The 16,140-nt window shown below is 73.0% G+C and carries 14 protein-coding genes; 7 read left to right on the plus strand and 7 right to left on the minus strand.

Annotation, left to right across the window (positions count from 1 at the left end):
• Window positions 1-33: 33 nt before the first annotated feature.
• The 5 genes from ABD143_RS09035 to ABD143_RS09055 form a co-directional block, all read right to left on the minus strand.
• Window positions 34-1,332, minus strand: coding sequence for a lipopolysaccharide biosynthesis protein (locus ABD143_RS09035; protein ID WP_343974146.1), 1,299 nt, complete (start codon window positions 1,330-1,332; stop codon window positions 34-36).
• Window positions 1,325-2,413 carry a glycosyltransferase family 2 protein gene (locus ABD143_RS09040; protein WP_343974149.1) on the minus strand — a complete coding sequence of 363 codons (1,089 nt, stop codon included), beginning with the start codon at window positions 2,411-2,413 and terminating at the stop codon, window positions 1,325-1,327. The genes ABD143_RS09035 and ABD143_RS09040 overlap by 8 nt, the downstream gene beginning before the upstream one ends.
• A complete protein-coding gene (locus tag ABD143_RS09045) occupies window positions 2,410-3,846 on the minus strand; it encodes a polysaccharide deacetylase family protein (RefSeq protein WP_343974152.1) in 1,437 nt (478 codons plus the stop codon). Before ABD143_RS09045 ends, ABD143_RS09040 begins: the two co-directional genes overlap by 4 nt.
• Window positions 3,847-3,919: 73 nt before the next feature.
• Window positions 3,920-4,897, minus strand: coding sequence for a GNAT family N-acetyltransferase (locus ABD143_RS09050; RefSeq protein WP_343974155.1), 978 nt, complete (start codon window positions 4,895-4,897; stop codon window positions 3,920-3,922).
• Between the two features lie 8 nt (window positions 4,898-4,905).
• Complete coding sequence (locus ABD143_RS09055; RefSeq protein ID WP_343974158.1) at window positions 4,906-6,291, minus strand: hypothetical protein; 1,386 nt, start codon at window positions 6,289-6,291, stop codon at window positions 4,906-4,908.
• Window positions 6,292-6,503: 212 nt separating this feature from the next.
• Here ABD143_RS09055 and ABD143_RS09060 point away from each other — a divergent pair, with 212 nt between their 5' ends.
• Genes ABD143_RS09060 through ABD143_RS09070 form a run of 3 tightly spaced genes read left to right on the plus strand, consistent with a single transcriptional unit; the run spans window position 6,504 to window position 8,961 of the window.
• A complete protein-coding gene (locus ABD143_RS09060; protein ID WP_343974162.1) occupies window positions 6,504-7,643 on the plus strand; it encodes a glycosyltransferase family 4 protein in 1,140 nt (379 codons plus the stop codon).
• Entirely contained in the window at window positions 7,643-8,281 is a 639-nt protein-coding gene (locus tag ABD143_RS09065) for a PIG-L deacetylase family protein (RefSeq protein ID WP_343974164.1), read from the plus strand. The genes ABD143_RS09060 and ABD143_RS09065 overlap by 1 nt, the downstream gene beginning before the upstream one ends.
• Window positions 8,278-8,961, plus strand: coding sequence for a WbqC family protein (locus tag ABD143_RS09070; RefSeq protein ID WP_343974167.1), 684 nt, complete (start codon window positions 8,278-8,280; stop codon window positions 8,959-8,961). Before ABD143_RS09065 ends, ABD143_RS09070 begins: the two co-directional genes overlap by 4 nt.
• Window positions 8,962-8,980: 19 nt before the next feature.
• Here ABD143_RS09070 and ABD143_RS09075 read toward each other — a convergent pair whose 3' ends face one another.
• Window positions 8,981-10,411, minus strand: coding sequence for a polysaccharide deacetylase family protein (locus tag ABD143_RS09075; protein WP_343974170.1), 1,431 nt, complete (start codon window positions 10,409-10,411; stop codon window positions 8,981-8,983).
• A 101-nt stretch (window positions 10,412-10,512) separates the two neighbouring features.
• On the opposite strand from ABD143_RS09075, the gene ABD143_RS09080 reads away from it, so the two are divergent.
• Together ABD143_RS09080 and ABD143_RS09085 are read left to right on the plus strand one after the other, a co-directional pair.
• Window positions 10,513-11,508, plus strand: coding sequence for a GNAT family N-acetyltransferase (locus ABD143_RS09080; protein ID WP_343974173.1), 996 nt, complete (start codon window positions 10,513-10,515; stop codon window positions 11,506-11,508).
• Window positions 11,505-13,115: a tyrosine-protein kinase domain-containing protein gene (locus ABD143_RS09085; RefSeq protein WP_343974175.1), complete on the plus strand. Its 1,611-nt coding sequence runs from the start codon at window positions 11,505-11,507 to the stop codon at window positions 13,113-13,115. Before ABD143_RS09080 ends, ABD143_RS09085 begins: the two co-directional genes overlap by 4 nt.
• Before the next feature lie 197 nt (window positions 13,116-13,312).
• Here ABD143_RS09085 and ABD143_RS09090 read toward each other — a convergent pair whose 3' ends face one another.
• Window positions 13,313-13,990, minus strand: coding sequence for a phosphatase PAP2 family protein (locus ABD143_RS09090; RefSeq protein WP_343974178.1), 678 nt, complete (start codon window positions 13,988-13,990; stop codon window positions 13,313-13,315).
• A gap of 130 nt (window positions 13,991-14,120) precedes the next feature.
• On the opposite strand from ABD143_RS09090, the gene ABD143_RS09095 reads away from it, so the two are divergent.
• Window positions 14,121-15,683, plus strand: coding sequence for an amidase (locus tag ABD143_RS09095; protein WP_343974181.1), 1,563 nt, complete (start codon window positions 14,121-14,123; stop codon window positions 15,681-15,683).
• Window positions 15,623-16,140: helix-turn-helix domain-containing protein (locus tag ABD143_RS09100; RefSeq protein WP_343974184.1), on the plus strand; the 518-nt coding region annotated here is incomplete at its 3' end. The genes ABD143_RS09095 and ABD143_RS09100, both read left to right, overlap by 61 nt.

Here is a 16,140-nt window from a genome sequence, read left to right on the forward strand (position 1 = left end):
AGGTTGTTCGACATTAGCCATATCCGTGCGTTATCAACCAGGTCGGCCGCTCCGGTCTGCGGCGTCCGCCGCCCGCACACACAGCAGGTAGAGCAGCCCGTAGCTCACGACGTGGCCCAGCGCGAGCGCGAAGATCGCCGTGCCGATCGGCGCCCCGGTGAGCCCGCACACGATCGGGCCGCCCGCCGTGAGCAGCAACCGGACCGCGACCCAGCCGAGCTCCCGGTCCTGGTGCTCCAGGAGGAACAATGTGGAGGACACCGGGGTGACCGCGAACTGCACGAGATAGGCCACCGCGAGCAGTCGCGCGTAGTCGCCCGCCTCCGTCCACGCCGGACCGAAGACTAAGCCGAAGAGCGCCGGCCCGGTGACCACCAGCGTGAGCGCCGGGAGGGCGCCGACGGCGAGCAGCCGCAGCGACGCGGAGCGCACCGACGCGCCGAGCCCGCCGTCGGCGTCGCGGATCCGGGCGCCCGACTCCCCGGTGAAGACCTGGTGGACCGCCTGGCCGATGACCGTGGCTGGGGCCCCGATCACTCGGATGGTCAGCCCGAGGAAGCCCGCCCGCGCGTCTCCGTAGAGGGCGCTGACGAGCAGCAACGGCACCTCCAGCCCCGCCGAGTTCAGCAGCCCGGACGGCGCGGCCAGCAGCGGAAACCGGCGGTAGCGGCGCAGCGCGGCAAGGATCGCCGCCGGACGCGGCGGCGGCCTGCGCAGGAGGCCGCCCCGCGAGGTCACCCCGCCGATGCCGAGCAGCCTGCCCACGCCGAAGCCGAGCAGGAGCCCGATCGGGCGGACCCCGACGAGGCCCAGCCCGATCTGCGTGACGGCCTGCCCCACCCCTTGCAGGAGGTTGCGCCGGCCCAGTGTCCCGTAGGACCGCTCCCGGATCATCCACTCCGACGCGACGAGGTAGCACCCGAGCACGAGGACGCTGAGGCAGACGAGCCACCAGACGTCCGCGAGCCGGGGCACCCCGAGCAGCCCGGCGAGTGGTTCGGCCAGCAGCACGCCCGCGCTCGCTGTGACCACAGTGGTCACGGCGACGGCGGTAAGCCCGGCCCACGCCACCGCGGCGGCCTCGGCGTCGTCGACAGGCAGCGGGACAGCGGCCTCGAGCGCCGCGGCCGAGACCACCCCGATCATGCCGACGACCGCCATGAACACGGCGAGCAGGCCGAACTCGGCCGGGTCGTAAAGCCGGGTCAGGAACGGATAGGACAGGATCACCAGACCCTGGCCGGCTGCGCTTCCCCCGACGATGCTGAGCACCCCCCGGAGCACCCGCGGAGGGCGCCACCGCACCCGCCCGCCCACCCGACCTTCAGCCACCGCGGACGGATCTCCGGACCAGGTGGGCGACGCCGCCCCAGAACCCGGCGCCGTAGGCCACCTGCAGGCACGCCACGGCGGCCGGGACGCGCCGCGCGACCGCTCGCGGCCCGTCGCGCTCCCGCCAACCGGCGACGGCGAGCAGCGCCGCCCATGACCCGGCGCCTGCGGCCCACACGCCCAGGACGAGCCGGTGCCCCAGGACGAGCCGGTGCCGTGCCGCCGCCGCCAGCACCGGTCCGGCGGCAAGTCCCGCCACCAGCGCCGCCGGTGCGACGTGGCGGGGCGAGACGACCCGCCGGTGCTTGTGCACGGTCATGGCCCGCCACCAGCCGTACTGGTAGTACTGCCGCCAGAGCCTGCGCAGCTCGGCACGGGGGCGGTAGCGCGAGCGCAGTCGCGGCTCGAACCACATCCGGTGGCCGGCGAGCCGGGCCCGTAGGTGGAGCTCGTCGTCCTGGTTGCGCACCAGCGACTCGTCGAAGCCGCCGATCACGTCGAACAGCTCGCGTCGGTAGGCCCCGGGGAAGGCGGTGTCGACCCAGCCCGGCTCGGCGCTGTAGTGGTGCTTGGCCGAACCGAGCCCGAGGGGGGACGACGTGGCAGCGACGATCGCGGCCGCCATCGGGCCGCTGTCGGGGCCGGCCTCGGCGTCCATCCGCCCGCCGACGAGCGCGGCGCCGGACGTGCGGAACGCCTCGGCGAGCACCGCGGCGTACTGGGGATCGGTGCGGCTGTGGGCACTTGCGAGGCTGATCAGCTCGCCGGTGGTGCCTGCGACGCCGATGTTGAACGCACTTGCCGCGATCCGGGCCGGGTTGTGCAGAAGCTGGACCCGCGGGTCCGCCGCCGCGATCTCGCTGACGATCTCGCACGTGCGGTCGGTCGACCCGCCGTCGACGACTGCGACCTGGATGTGTTCGGACGGGTAGTCCTGGTCGAGCAGGCTGCGCACGCACGCGCCGATCGAGGCCTCCTCGTTGAGCGAGGCGACGACGAACGAGATGCTCGGCCGGTCCGCGCCGGTCCGGTCAGGGGTGGTCGGGGTGGTGCCAGGGGCTTCCCCGGGCGCGGCACTCATGAGCCCCCCACCACGGCGCCCGGCCGGCGCAGTGCGCCCGCGGCCTCCCAGCGGGCCCGGGTCGCCGCGGCGACCTCCCCGCCGGTCACCCACGCGTCGCCGGCCGAGACGACGCCGTCGAGCGCAGCCCAGTACGCGTCGGCGAGCCGGCCGGGCAGGTAGGTGCCGGTGAACGCGGTGTCGTGCCACAGCACCGCGACGCCGCCCCACCCGTCGGCACCCGCCGCGCGCAGGACGTTGAGGGTGATGGCGCCCCACGCCCCCGGGTCCGGAGTGGCGCTGCAGAGGGCCCGCTCCATCACCACCAGCGGGATCTCCACCACGGGCAATGCGCGTTCGGTCGCGAGGTCATAGGGCAGGAACGGGAACGCCGCCCCGTGGCGGAACCCGACGTCGTCGGGGTGTCCCCGGGTGGAGTCCCACTCCGCGCCGGCGGCGACGAGGGCGTCGAACAGCTCGGCCCCGCGGTGGCGCAGCCAGTGCTGGCGGCCCCCTGTCACGGCGAAACCCGCCTCGGTGAGCAGCGCGAACTCCCTGCCGAGCTGGCCCGGCCGCTCCAGGCTGAGGTAGCTGCCGTGCACGCCGATCTCGTGCCCGGCCTCGGCCACCGCATGCAGCGTCCGCCGCACGAAGTCGTCGTCGAGGCGGTATCCCGGGTCCCGGGGGTGCAGGGACTCGGCCACCACCGTGTACGTCGCGCGCACCCCGCGGGCGGCCTCCCCGGCGAGCGATTCCCGCAGCCCCACGGCGACCGGGTGGCGCTGGGCCGCGCGGCTCAGCGCCGTGGCGCCGATCTGCACGGCGGTGGCGGGGTCGCGGCGCTGCAGCAGCGCGATCCCGATGTTCTCGACGATCCGCCTGCCGTTGACGAACCGGCGGTTCGACAGGTGGTCGACGTCGTGGCTCGCGACGAACACCCGGCGCTGCGGGAAGGGCGAGGGCGGGGTGGCCGGGAGTCGCGGCAGGGCGGAGCGGACGGTGGCGTGCAGCCGGGCGAGGAACCGGTTGGCCCACGGCACCCTTGGGTCGAGGCCGTGGGTGCCTGCGAGTGTGTGCCGCGGAGGGACGCGCCCGACGTCGTCGAACTCGGGGCAGGCCGCCTCGTGCGGCGCGGCGAGCCATTCGAAGACCTCACCGAGCGGGTCCAGCGCGCCGCCGGGGGCGGGGTGGAAGCAGGGCAGCCCGTCGATCCAGGTTGGTGGGGGAGCCGGGGTCGCCGCGGGCCGTGGGAGGTAGCCGGCGGGGATCACGACGTCGGCGGTCTCGGCGGACTCGCCGTAGCCCACGGTGACGTCCGCGGGGCCTGCTGGGACCACGCGGATGCCGTGCAGGGCCGCGTAGGCGCTGAAGGCGTAGCCGACCCGGGCTGCGACTCTGGCATTCCCCCGGCCGACGACCAGCCGCGCGGTGGGCGCGGTGCTGCCTATGCTCATGAAATACTGCCTCCACCTGCTGAGATGCGAGTGGCGCCGTGCAACGGGGCTCTCGTCGGCGCCGGAGTACCCGTTAGCTCCCTTGGTGGTCGCCACCTGATTGGAGGACCCGCCGCAGCCGGGCCACGACCTCCCCCGAACCGCTCTCCCGGAGGCGCCGGTGGGCGGCCCAGACCGGCGCGAACCGCCTGCTCGTGCGGCTCACGGCGAAGTAGGTCTCCTGGCGACCGCCGAAGTTTCGGAAGTAGCGCTCGACGCCCGGGAGCATCGAGCCCTCGAAGTCGAACGCGGGCACATGCTTCGCCGACTCCTTGATCAGCTCCCACATCAGGAGGCTGCCCGCGCCGCTCGAGCGCAGCGCGGGGTCGCCGCCCCCGCCCAGGTACCAGGCGCGCTCGTCGTCGCGCACACAGTAGAGCGACGCGTGGACCGCGCCGGAGGCGTCGACGGCGCTCAGCACGGTCACCCGGTCGTGTTCGAGTCCGGCGAGGACGATCCGGTTGAGCACCGAGGAGTCGTACGGGACCTCCATGCGCTGGCGCCGGAACGTCGACCGCACCATCCGCTCCAGCCGCTCGGCGTCGTCGTCGTGCTGGACCTCGAGCGTCTTCCCGGCGTTCTTGATCACCCGCCGGGTCTGACCCGAGACGCCGGCCCACAGCCGGTCGAGATCGGACAGATCGTCGAGGACGTAGGAGATCTGCGGCTCCACGCGGAAGCCCCTGCGGTGGAACGGCAACCAGCTCATCAGGCCCGGGTGGAACGTCTGGCGGAACAGGTCGGCGGGGGGCAGCCGGTCGACCAGCTCGTCGACGAGGTGGTCGAAGCGCCGCAGCCGCGTCTCGTACCGGCCCTCGCCGGCGTCGACGAGCGGGCCGAGGCGCGTGGACAGCGGCGGGGCGAGCAGCAGCCGGAAGCCGGCGAGCTTCTGCTCGACGAAGGGCAGCCGGGCCACGCTCTGGCCGTTCTCCTCGACCCGGGCCTCCCGCCAGGTGCCGGGCGCGACGGCGTCGAGCCACCAGCGTTCGTGGAAGACCGGTGTGGTCCTCATGGCGGCCGTCACGGCGGCGCGCTCTCGCGCACACCGGCGGGGACGGCCACGTCGGCGCGCGGCTCCGGCGAGTCCCGTCCCGGCCAGCCCGTCCGCGGCGCGAGCGCGCACAGCAGCACGGTGGCGAGGAAGCCGTGTGTGAGCATCGTCGTGAGGATCCCCGAGTCGGCCAGGGCGAGCGCAGGCATCATGAACGCCAGGCAGACGAACCCGAGTGGCAGGCCCTCGGCGGCGTCGTCGATCGTCCACAGCAGGCACACGAACACGAGGCACGCGGCCACCATCCCGAGGTAGCCGAAGTTGGCGTACCCGTCGGCCAGCAGGTTGGCGTTCGCGTGCGTCTCCGGGTTGCCGAAGAACGCCCCTCCGACCAGCGGCGGCGGCTCCTCTGCATAGGGATAGTCCAGGAACGACGAGAAGATCGAGTGCGCGAGCTTCGCCTTCTCGATGTCGTCGAACACCTGCACGTAGCCCGCGGTGAGCAGCCCCGGCGTGACGAGGAAGCGACGCACGATGAGCGAGACCCAGTCGCCGTTCACCGACCCCGCCAAGCGGTCGAGCGCCACCATCGCGACCGAGACGACCGGCGCCGCGAGCAGGCACGCCGTCCCCGCGGGCGGCCTGCGGGAGCGGAACAGCAGGAACGCCCCGAACAGCGCGATCGGCGAGAGGACCGCGGTCTTGTTGCCCGAGATCGAGAAGACGAAGAGCTGCCCGAGGACCCCGGCCGCGAACCACACCCACTGCCGCGTCCACAGCCCGCGGACCATCACCACCGGGTTCACGACGTTGGCGAGCAGCGGGACCACGTAGAGCAGGGGCCCGAAGACCTGCTCCTCGCCGGCGAGTTCGCCGCGCACCCCGTACACGTCCTCCAGGGACGGGAGCGTCAGCCGCACCCCGATCGTGGCGAGGACGTAGCCGTTGAGCACGGCGTACAGCACGACCAGGAGGAGCCAGAACGTCGAACCGCGCAGCGGGTGGCGCGGCACGAAGCCGCGCAGCACCCGGCGCGTGCCGAAGAGAGCGACCGGGAGATAGCTGACCGCCACCCAGATTGCGAGCTCGACGGAGCCGGACTTGCTCAGGGCGGGTGCGATCTGCGGGATCACGATCGCCGGCACCACCGCGACGACGAAGAGCACCCACACGATGAAATGCGAGGGCAGGGTGATCCGTCGCGGCATCACGAGGGCGAGCGTCACGACAAGGCAGATCGCGAAGGTGTACGCGAGCGGGTCGGGCGAGCGGTAGGCGTACTGCAGGTAGGTGAAGTACGGCGCGATGTCGTTCTCGTAGACGTAGTGCAGGACCCCGACGTAGGCAAGGGCGACCAGCACGACCACCGGCGCGCGGTGGAGAAGTCCGTCGCGTTCGACGGTGCTGCTCGGCACGGCCGGGGACGGTACTCACAGCCGAAGCCGCATGTCACGGCTCTCGTCCACAGACGACCCGGTCGGTCGATTCCGATCGTCCTCTGGAGACATTTTCGTAACGCACGTCTGATCGACTGCGACAGTCGTCACACGTTCCGCGATTAAGCGGCGCTGTGGAATGCGCGTCCGGCGCTGATCTCGAACCGCGGTTTTCGATGGGAGGCCGACACGTGGGTGGACCGTCAGCGGCCGGACCAGGGGCGGCGCAGCCCAGGTTCCGGCACCTGACCTCGGTGCACGAGGTCGACGACAGCCGGATCCTGCACCGGGAGTGCGCGAGCCTCGCGCGAGCGGGTCACGACGTGGCGGTGATCGCGGGCCGTCCGCCGAGCGCGCCGGTCGACGGCGTCCGGGTGGTCGGCGTCGGCAGGTGCCGCAACCGCCTGGACCGGATGACCCGGATCGCGTGGCGGCTGCTGCGCGCGGCGCGGCGCGAGCAGGCCGACGTCTGTCACCTGCACGACCCCGAGCTGCTGTGGATCGGCGTGCTGCTGAAGCTCGGGGGCTGCCGGGTCGTCTACGACGTCCACGAGGACGTGCCGAAGCAGATCATGAGCAAGTTCTGGATCCCCCGGTGGGCCCGCCGGGCGCTGTCGCTCGCGGCGTGGGTCGCGGAGGGGATCTGCGCCCGGATCTTCGACGCGGTCGTCGCGGCCACGCCTTCGATCGCGGAGCGGTTCCCCGCCGGAAAGACCGTAGTGGTCCAGAACTTCCCGTCGGCAGCGGCCGCGCGCCCGCTCGACGACGCGCTCCCGTTCTCGGAACGCCCCTACGCGTTCGCATACACGGGCGGGCTCACGGAGGTGCAGGGCGTCCGCCAGATCATGGCGATCGCCACGATCCTGCCCCGGGAGCTCACCGGTGTCCTCGCGGGCTGGTTCGACGCGGCGGAACTGGAGGGGGAGGTCCGGGCCTCGGCGGGCTGGCGGCGGGTGGAGCACCTCGGCGAGATCCCGCCGGAGGCGGTGCTCGACGTGCTACGTAGCGCGCGGTGCGGCATCGTCGTCGACCACCCGATCAGCAACTACCTCGACTCCTACTCGACCAAGATGTTCGAGTACATGGCCTGCGGGATCCCGGTCGTCTGCTCGGACTTCCCGCTCTGGGAGCGCATCGTCGGCGAGGCCGATTGCGGCGTCCTCGTCGACCCGCTGGACCCACCCGCGGCAGCGGCCGCGATCGAGCAGCTGGCGAAGGACCCGGACGAGGCCCGCCGGCTCGGGGAGAACGGGCGCCGGGCGGTCCTGGAGCGGTTCAACTGGGAAGCGGAGTACTCGACCCTTGATGCCCTCTACCGGAGGTTGGCGTGATGTTCAGCCCGAAGCGGGTTCTCGTGCTCGCCCCCCACACCGACGACGCCGAGCTGGGGTGCGGCGGCACCATGGCCCGCTGGATCGACGAGGGGGCCGAGATGTTCACCGCGGTGTTCTCGATCGCCGAGACGTCGCTGCCGCCGGGCTCCCCGCGTGATCGGCTGAAGTCCGAGTGCAACGAGGCGCTGGACCAGATCGGCGTGCCCACCGAGAACCGGTTCATCTACAACTATCCGGTCCGCGAGCTCGGCTACCACCGCCAGGAGGTGCTCGAGCACATGGTGGGGCTCTCTTCGGAGGTGCGTCCCGACGTGATCCTCACGCCGTCCGGCGCGGACCTGCACCAGGACCACAACGTGGTCTTCCAGGAGAGCCTGCGCGCCTTCCGGCACCTCACGATCATGGGGTACGAACTGCCCTGGAACCACATCACCTTTTCCACGCACGCGTTCGTCGTGCTGTCGGAGGACCACCTGCTGCGCAAGTGGAAGGCCCTCATGAAGTACGACAGTCAGATCGAGCTGCAGCGCCCCTATTTCCGCTACGAGGCGATCGAGGCGATGGCCCGGGTCCGCGGGATGCAAGTGAGGAGCGTGTACGCCGAGGCCTACGAGATGATCCGGATCCGCCTGTGATCGTGGCGGCCCACCAGCCGAACTTCGCGCCCTGGCTGGGGTTCTTCGACAAGATGCGGCACGCCGACGTCCTCGTGCTGCTCGACACCGTGCAGTTCGTCAAGCGCGGCTACCAGAACCGCACCCGGATCAAGGGGCCGGGCGGTCCACAGTGGCTGACGGTGCCGGTGGTCACGAAGGGCCGCTACGACCAGGCCACGCACGACGTCGAGATCGACGAGTCGGCGGAATGGCGCCGGGTCCACCTGCGCACCCTGCAGAGCGTGCTGGCGAAGGCGCCGCATCGCGATGAGGTCTTCGAGCTCATGGAGTCGGTCTATGCCCAGCCGGGCGTCCACCGTCTCGTGGACGTGGCCATGGCGATCATCGGCGAGGTCGTGAAGCGGATGGAGATCCCGACCCGCCTGGTGCCTGCCTCCGAGCTGGGCTGCGAGGGCAGCGGGAGCCGGCTGATGCTGAACCTGACGAGGGCGGTGGGCGGTGACGTCTACCTGTCCGGCACGACGGGGCGGGAGTACCTGGAGCCGGCGATGTTCGCCGAGGCGGGCGTCGGCCTGCGCTACCACGCCTTCGAGGTGTTCGAGTACCCGCAGCAGCACGGGGCGTTCGCGCCCGGGCTCAGCTGCATCGACTACATCGGGAACGCCGGGTTCGCGCCGTGGGCCGACGGGGGGTCCTGAGGTGGGCCCGGGACCGGGCTCAGCCCGCCGCCGTCACAGCCGCCACGAGGTCGGCGTACCAGCGCTTCTCGCGGCCGGTGCGCAGCACCTCGTCGTTGTGCCACAGGACGCCGAGCGTGCCCTGGAACCGCCGGCACTCGCGCGCGACCGCCAGCACCGCGTCCATGGCGGCGTCCGGCGTGAGGCCCAGATAGCCCGCCAGCGTCACGTCCATCACCTGGAACGGCCGCTCCCGCAGGCGCAGCGGCTTGCGCTCCTCCAGGTCGAACACCGGGTACTCACGGCACGTGCCCGTGCGGAACCCGATGCGGTCCGCCCAGCCGAGCGTGCAGTCGTAGTCGAGGCCGGCGGCCTCCCAGTTCCGCCACGTCACCGGGCCACCCCACTGCAGGTAGTGCTGCCGCCCGCCCCACACCTCCTGCCGCACGCCCTGCTCGTCGGCGATCGCCCGGAGCGCGGTCAGTTCGCTGCGCGTCCGTTCCGGATCGCGGTACGTGCCGAAGCCGGCATGCAGCCCGACCTCGTGCCCGCGCCGGTGCACGTGGCCCACGAGATCCCGGACCCACGGGTGACCCAGCACGTGGCACGGCGGGGCGCCCGCGCGCACCTCGTTGTGGGAGAGGAAGTAGAAGGCGCTGCGCAGGCCGTGGCGCTCGCTCACGTCCATGAGGAAGTCGAAGGTGTTGTTGACGTCCGGGCCGTGGTCCCCGCGGCGCACGGTGAGCACCGCGCGCGCCCGGCGTGCGGCGAGGCCGGGGTCGCGGCGGTGCACCAGGTCGGCAGCGAGCTGGCGTGCGGTGAGCGCCGGCGTGCGGCCAAGCGTCGCGAGCGGGTCGTCGACGTCGTGGGTGATCAGCACCTGGTAGCTGCTCGGTGTGCGGGTCAGCCGCGGCCAGGCCCGCTGCAGCGCCGCCCACAGCAGCTCGACGTAGGCATCGGCCAGAGGAAGGCCGTGGAAGCCTGCCCTCTCGGCCACGGACGCCGCGGCCGGAAAGCGGTCGTAGCGGTCGCGCGGGGCGTCGAGCAGTTCCTCGTAGCGGGTGATCAGGAAGAACACGCCACCGAGGACGTCGACGTGCAGGTGCACGCCGTCGTCGGCCGTGACGAGCCGGGACGGCGGGTCGGCCGCGGGTGCGCCGTGGAGGACGGGCAGCCGATCGTCGGCGCGCAACGGCCCCTCGAAGGTGGTGCCGACCGGTACCCACGGCACGTCGGCGGGCGGAAGCGCGGTGGGCGTCAGCCAGTCGTCCTCGGCCGTGGCGAAGAGCCCGTCCGGGAGCGTGACGCAGCCCGCGGGGTCGCTGGTGTCGTCCGCGAGCGTGATCCGGACGCCGGGACCGGCGTGATGCACGAGCCGCCAGTCCAGGCCCAGCCACTCGGACAGCACCACGTCGAGGGCATACCGACGTTCGGCGCCGTATCCGTCGGGGACTGCGACGACGAGCGTCATGAGCGCGGGAGGCGCGGGTGGTGATCAGCAGCACAAACTCCGGGCATCCTGCGGACCCTACTGATATCGGGCAGCCGCGTGCTGCCGGGGCGCTGCCCGGCGTGGCCCCCTCAGCCCCGGAGCCGGTGCATGGCCACGGGATGTTCCAGGAGAGCTGGTGGCTCGACGCGGTCGCCCCGGGAGGTTGGTCCGAGGTCGCGGTGCAGCGGAACGGGCAGACCGTGGCCCGGCTGCCCTTCGTCGTGCGGGGGCCGCGGCGGATGCGCGTGCTCACCCAACCCCCGCTCACTCCGTTCCTCGGGCCGTGGACCGCGCGGCGACCGGGCGCCAAGCCGATCGGCGCGCTCGGGAACGAGATGGAGCTGCTCGCCGAGCTGGAGGCGGGGCTCCCGGCCGCGGGCGCGTTCCGCCAGAGCTTCGCGCCCAACGTGCTCGGCGTGCTCCCGTTCATCTGGGCGGGTTACCGGGCGGAGGTGCGCTACACCTACCGGCTGGAGGACCTGACCTCGGAGCAAGCGCTCTGGGACGGGCTGGGGGCCAACATCCGCGGTCACGTGCGGAAGGCGCGCAAGAGCGGCGTCACGGTCCGATCCGACCTCGGGTTGGACCTGTTCCACCACGTGTTGTCCGGGACGTTCGAGCGCCAGGGGATCCGGCCGCCGGACCGCGCCCTGCTCGGCCGGATCGAGGCCGTCTGCGCACCCCGCGGAGCGCGCTCGATCCTCTTCGCGTGCGACGCGTCGGAGCGCGTGCACGCCGTCGCGTACGTCGTGTGGGACCGCTCGTCGGCCTACTACCTGCTGAGCGGCGCGGACCCGGCGCTGCGCGCGAGCGGGGCACAGAGCCTCCTGCTCTGGGAGGCGATCCTGCGGTCGCGCGAGGTGACGTCGACGTTCGACTTCGAAGGATCGATGTTGGTGCCGGTCGAGCGCTTCTTCCGCGACTTCGGCGGCCGCCAGACCCCATACCTCCACGTCAGCCGGGCGCGCCGCTCGGCGAAGGCGGCCCTCGCGCTGCGGGCCGGATACGGCCGGCTCGTGAACACGGTCAAGAGAACGATCAACGCGAAGAACACGATCTACGGGAGCTGTGAATGACCCCGCGGGAGTACGTCGACCTGTTCCGCGAGCGCTGGCGGGCGATCCTCGCCGGGCTGCTGCTGGGGATCGCGGTGGCGGTCGGGATCGTCCAGACCAGCACACCTCTCTACGCCGCAAAGGTCACGCTGTTCGTGTCGGCGGGCACGTCCACCGATCCGTCCGCCGCGCTCGACCGGAACCAGCTGTCCGCCCAGCGGATGCAGACCTACGTCCAGCTGATCACGAGCGACCGTGTCGCGAGCGACGTCGTCCAGAGCCTCCAGCTGCCCATGACCGGGCCGGAGCTCGCAGGGCGGATCGCCGCGTCCAGTGAACCAGATACCGTCCTTCTCGACGCCACCGTCTCCGACGAGGACCCGGTCCTGGCCGCGACCATCGCGAACACTCTCGCGGACCAGTTCATCAGCGCGGTCGACGACCTCGAGCAACCGTCTGGCGTCATTCCGAGTGAAGCCGTCGTCTCCGCCCGGGTCTTCGAGGAAGCGGTGCCCCCGGCCGAGCCCAACTGGCCGCAGCCGGTGCTGACGATCGCGATCGGCGCCCTGCTAGGCCTGCTCGCCGGTTTCGCGCTGGCCGTGCTGCGCCGGGCGCTGGGCACGTCGATCACGAGCCGCCGCCTGCTCGCCGACGCCGTCACGGCGCCGGTCCTCGGGGTCATCGCCCGGCGGCGGCGCAGCGCGAAGGACCCGCTCGTCGTGCGGGACGCCACGCGCGGATCCCGGGCCGAGGCGTTCCGCCAGCTTCGGACGAACCTGCAGTTCGTCGACGTGGACCGCGCGCTCAAGGTCGTGATGCTCACGAGCCCGTCGCCTGGGGACGGCACGACGACCGTGCTGGCCAACCTCGCCCTCACGATGGCGGAGGCCGGGCAGCGCGTGCTCGTGGTGGAGGCCGACCTGCGCCGCCCGCGGGCCGCCGACATGTTCGGCGTGCAGCGCACGTACGGCCTGTCGAACGTTCTCGCCCGGCGCGCGAAAGCCCACGACGTCGTGCAGCACGGCGAGGGCGGCGTGGACGTCCTCCCGAGCGGCCCCATCCCGCCGAACCCGGGCCAGTTGCTCGCCTCGCCGCGGATGGTGGAGCTCCTCGACGAGCTGCGGCCCGCCTACGACGCGATTCTCCTCGACACCTCGCCGGTACTGCCGGTGGCCGACGCGACCGTGCTCGCGCCGCTGGCCGACGGTGTGGTGCTCGTCGTCCGGGCCGGGACGCGGGCACACCGCGTCGAGGCCGCCCGGGAGGCGCTCGGCGCGGTGTCGGCGCGGCTGGTGGGCACGGTGCTGGTCGGGCTGCGCAGCCGGTCGGCGCGCGGCGACCAGCGGTACGCCGCCGCCACTCCCGCGACTCAACGGGTCCTCGCGGCTCCGCCCGCCGCCGCCACTGCTACTGCCGCTCCGCAGGTTCCGCAGGTTCCGCCGGCTCGGCAGGTTCCGCCGGCTCGGCAGGTTCCGCCGGCTCGGCAGGTTCCGCCGGCCCCGCAGGCGCTGCCGGCGGCTCCGAGGCCTGCGCATTCCGTCCCCGCGACGACGAACGGGAACGCCAATGTGTGGCGACCGAGCCCCGTCCCCAGGACGCCGGCGCCGGGGGAGCGCCGCCGGGTCTGAGCGGTTCGACTACTCGGACCCATCGGACTACTCGCCCGTGGGCCGTGAGGTACACACCAGGGCTGTTCGATTTCAACCAAACCGCTCTGATGCTCATCTGACGGCGGGACCCGGCGCGTGGATGTGTGCAGAGCCTGGATCGGCGGCGGGCGCGGCCTCGGAGGAGACACCGCGCGTCCCATCCTGACGGTCAGGACCTACTTCGTAGAGCCGGCCGGGCCGGCTCTGCGCCCGATGCGGTCGGCGGACCAGTCGATGACCAGCGCGCTCGTGAGGACGACCGCGACGGCCACGCAGAACCCTCCGATGGTGTCGGTGGGGTAGTGGTCCCGGTCGGCGATCAGGGCGACTGCCATCGTGCCCCCGGACAGGAGCGCCCCGGCGGCGAGGAGCGTGGCACTCGCCCGCCCGGCCGTGCGCAGGACGCTGATCAGCAGCAGCGCGGTGACGACGCCCAGCGCCGTGGCCCCGCCCGCGTGCCCGCTGGGAAATGCGAACTGGTCGTTGAGCGTGCGGCCGACCACCGGCTTGAGGGTGGTCGTCGCGAGTCCGGTCAGCCCCGGTCCCACGACGATCAGCACCGCGAGCCTGCGCTGGCCGAGCGCGAATGCCAACCCGCTGAGCAGGAGCGCAACCACCACAACCGAGATCTCGTTGCCGAACGCGATCACCACGTCGGAGAGGGAGCGACCCCGCCCTGAGGAGCCGACGAGCGACTGCAGACGGTCGTCGAGCCAGCGCCCCGTGGATTCGCCCCCGTACCGCGCGGCGAGCGAGGCGAACACCAGCGTGGAAAGGGCGACAACGACGGCGGCCGGGCCGCGCAGGGCGGGCGGAAGGGCCACCTGCTCTGGCGGAGCGACTCCGGCGGACACGCCGTCGAGGCTACCTGCGGAGAGCCCCGTTCCCATAGCCGTGACGATCAGACGTACCGGACGATCCCGACGTACCGGCGGAACACCGTTCGCCCCAACGGGAGGCGGCGCCGGATGGTAGACCACCCGCGTGACCATCGAGCCTACCGAGCGCGCCGCCGCCACCCAGCCCCATCACCTGTCTGCGCTGGAGCAAGCGGCGGCGCTGCGCAAGGGCGAACTCTCCGCGGTCGAGCTCGTGGAGCACTACGTCCGGCGCATCGACGACCTGGATGGCGTGCTGGGCGCGTTCGTCACCGTCACGGCCGACGCGGCGCTCGCGCAGGCGGCGGAGGCCGATGCCGCCCTGCGTGACGGCGACGAACGCCCGCTCCTCGGTGTGCCGACGGCGGTCAAGGACCTTGCGGTCACCGCGGGCGTGCGCACCACGTTCGGGTCGCCGGTCTACGCCGACTACGTGCCAGAGGTCGACGACGACTCCGCCCGGCTCCTGCGCGCGGCGGGCACGATCAGCCTCGGCAAGACGGCCACCCCCGAGTTCGGGCTCCCGCCCTACACCGAGCCCGCCGGGCGCCCGCCCGCCGTCACGCCGTGGGACCTGGGCCGCCTTGCCGGTGGCTCGTCCGGCGGGGCCGGGGCGGCGACGGCAGGCGGGCTCGTCCCGTTCGCGCACGGCACGGACGGCGGCGGCTCGATCCGCATCCCGGCAGCGGCCTGCGGGCTCGTCGGCCTGAAGACCTCCCGCGGGCTCGTCTCGCGTGGGCCTGTGGGCGGCGACCCCCTGGGCATGTCGGTGTCGGGGCCGCTCGCCCGCACCGTCGCCGACGCCGCAGCGTTGCTCGACGCGCTCGCGGTACTGGTTCCGGGGGAGCCGTACCCGCTGCTCGCGCGGCCGTCGAGCTACCTCGCCGCTACCGGGGAGCCGCCGCCGCGGCTGCGGATCGGCCGGTACGCCACCCCGCCCGTGCCCGGCGTTGTCGTCGACCCGGCGTGCCTGGCGGCGTACGAGGACGCGTCCCGGCTGCTGGCCGGGCTCGGCCACGAGATCGTCGACGACTTCGACCCGGGCATCGAGGTCGGCTTCCTCCCGGCGTTCGAGGTGCTGTGGGCGGTGCTGTCGCACGGGCACCCGGTGCCGCCGGAGGCCGAGCCGCTGCTCGCCCCGCTCACCCGGTGGTGGCGCGACCGCGGCGCCGCAGTGAGTGGGCCGGAGTACATGGCCGCCACGCAGGCGGCGATCGGCGTCACGCGGCGGGTGGTGGCGGCGCAGGCGGCTGTGGACGTCGTCCTCACACCGATGCTTGCCCAGCTGCCGCGCCCGGTCGGCTGGTTCACCGCGGGCGGTGACCCGGGCGCAGGACTACGAGCGGCAGAAGGCCTTCACCCCGTTCGCCGCGACCTACAACATCACGGGCCAGCCCGCACTGAGCCTGCCGGTGAGCTGGGGGAGCGAGAACGGCGGCGCGGAACTGCCGGTGTCGGTGCAGCTCGTGGGCCGGGCGGGCGACGACGCCCTCCTGCTCGCGCTGGGCGCGGAGCTGGAGGCGGCAGCGGGCTGGACAGGACGAACCCCGCCGACCTGGTAGCGCCGCCCAGCCCCGGGAGGAAGCGGCGGTCGGCCATGATGTCGTCGTGGCCGTGGAGCTGTCCGACCGCGAGGCCGAGGTGCTCGCGGCCCTCGGCGCGCACCTGACCAACTCCCAGATCGCCGGGCGCCTGCATCTGTCGGTGCGCACGGTCGAGGGACACGTCACCGGCGACCTCGCGCAGGCGCTCCGGCATGCGAGCGCCATGTGGGACGGGTGGCTGCACGCCGGGCGCCCGCCCGCGGTGTGGCTGCCCGCCGCCGCCAGGTTCGCCGCGCTCGCGGCCGGGCTTCGCGGCGACCGGGCCGGGACGGCGCTGTGGACCTCGCGCGCGGACGACGCCATCGCCGAGGAGAACGTCTTCCACACCCGGCACGCTCCGCTCGCGGCGTTCGTGGCCGCGCGGCTCGCCGACGGCGCGGACCCTGCCGGTCTGGTCGAGGCCGCCTTCGCCGGCGTCCCCGACGCCCGCTACCAGGCCTACGCGGCTGGCGGCGGGCCCCGAGCTGGCCGTCGCCGGGCTCCCGGACGCCGCGGCGCCTGGCGCGGCCGCCCGCGCCGCGG

It is taken from the genome of Pseudonocardia aurantiaca, from assembly GCF_039526725.1.
In the GTDB taxonomy this organism is placed as follows: Bacteria; Actinomycetota; Actinomycetes; order Mycobacteriales; family Pseudonocardiaceae; genus Pseudonocardia; species Pseudonocardia aurantiaca.

Coding starts and splice junctions, on each gene's coding strand:
- ABD143_RS09040 (WP_343974149.1), bottom strand. CDS start 2,413: ATGAGTGCCGCGCCCGGGGAAGCCCCTGGCACCACCCCGACCACCCCT.
- ABD143_RS09045 (WP_343974152.1), bottom strand. CDS start 3,846: ATGAGCATAGGCAGCACCGCGCCCACCGCGCGGCTGGTCGTCGGCCGG.
- ABD143_RS09050 (WP_343974155.1), bottom strand. CDS start 4,897: ATGAGGACCACACCGGTCTTCCACGAACGCTGGTGGCTCGACGCCGTC.
- ABD143_RS09065 (WP_343974164.1), top strand. CDS start 7,643: ATGTTCAGCCCGAAGCGGGTTCTCGTGCTCGCCCCCCACACCGACGAC.
- ABD143_RS09075 (WP_343974170.1), bottom strand. CDS start 10,411: ATGACGCTCGTCGTCGCAGTCCCCGACGGATACGGCGCCGAACGTCGG.
- ABD143_RS09085 (WP_343974175.1), top strand. CDS start 11,505: ATGACCCCGCGGGAGTACGTCGACCTGTTCCGCGAGCGCTGGCGGGCG.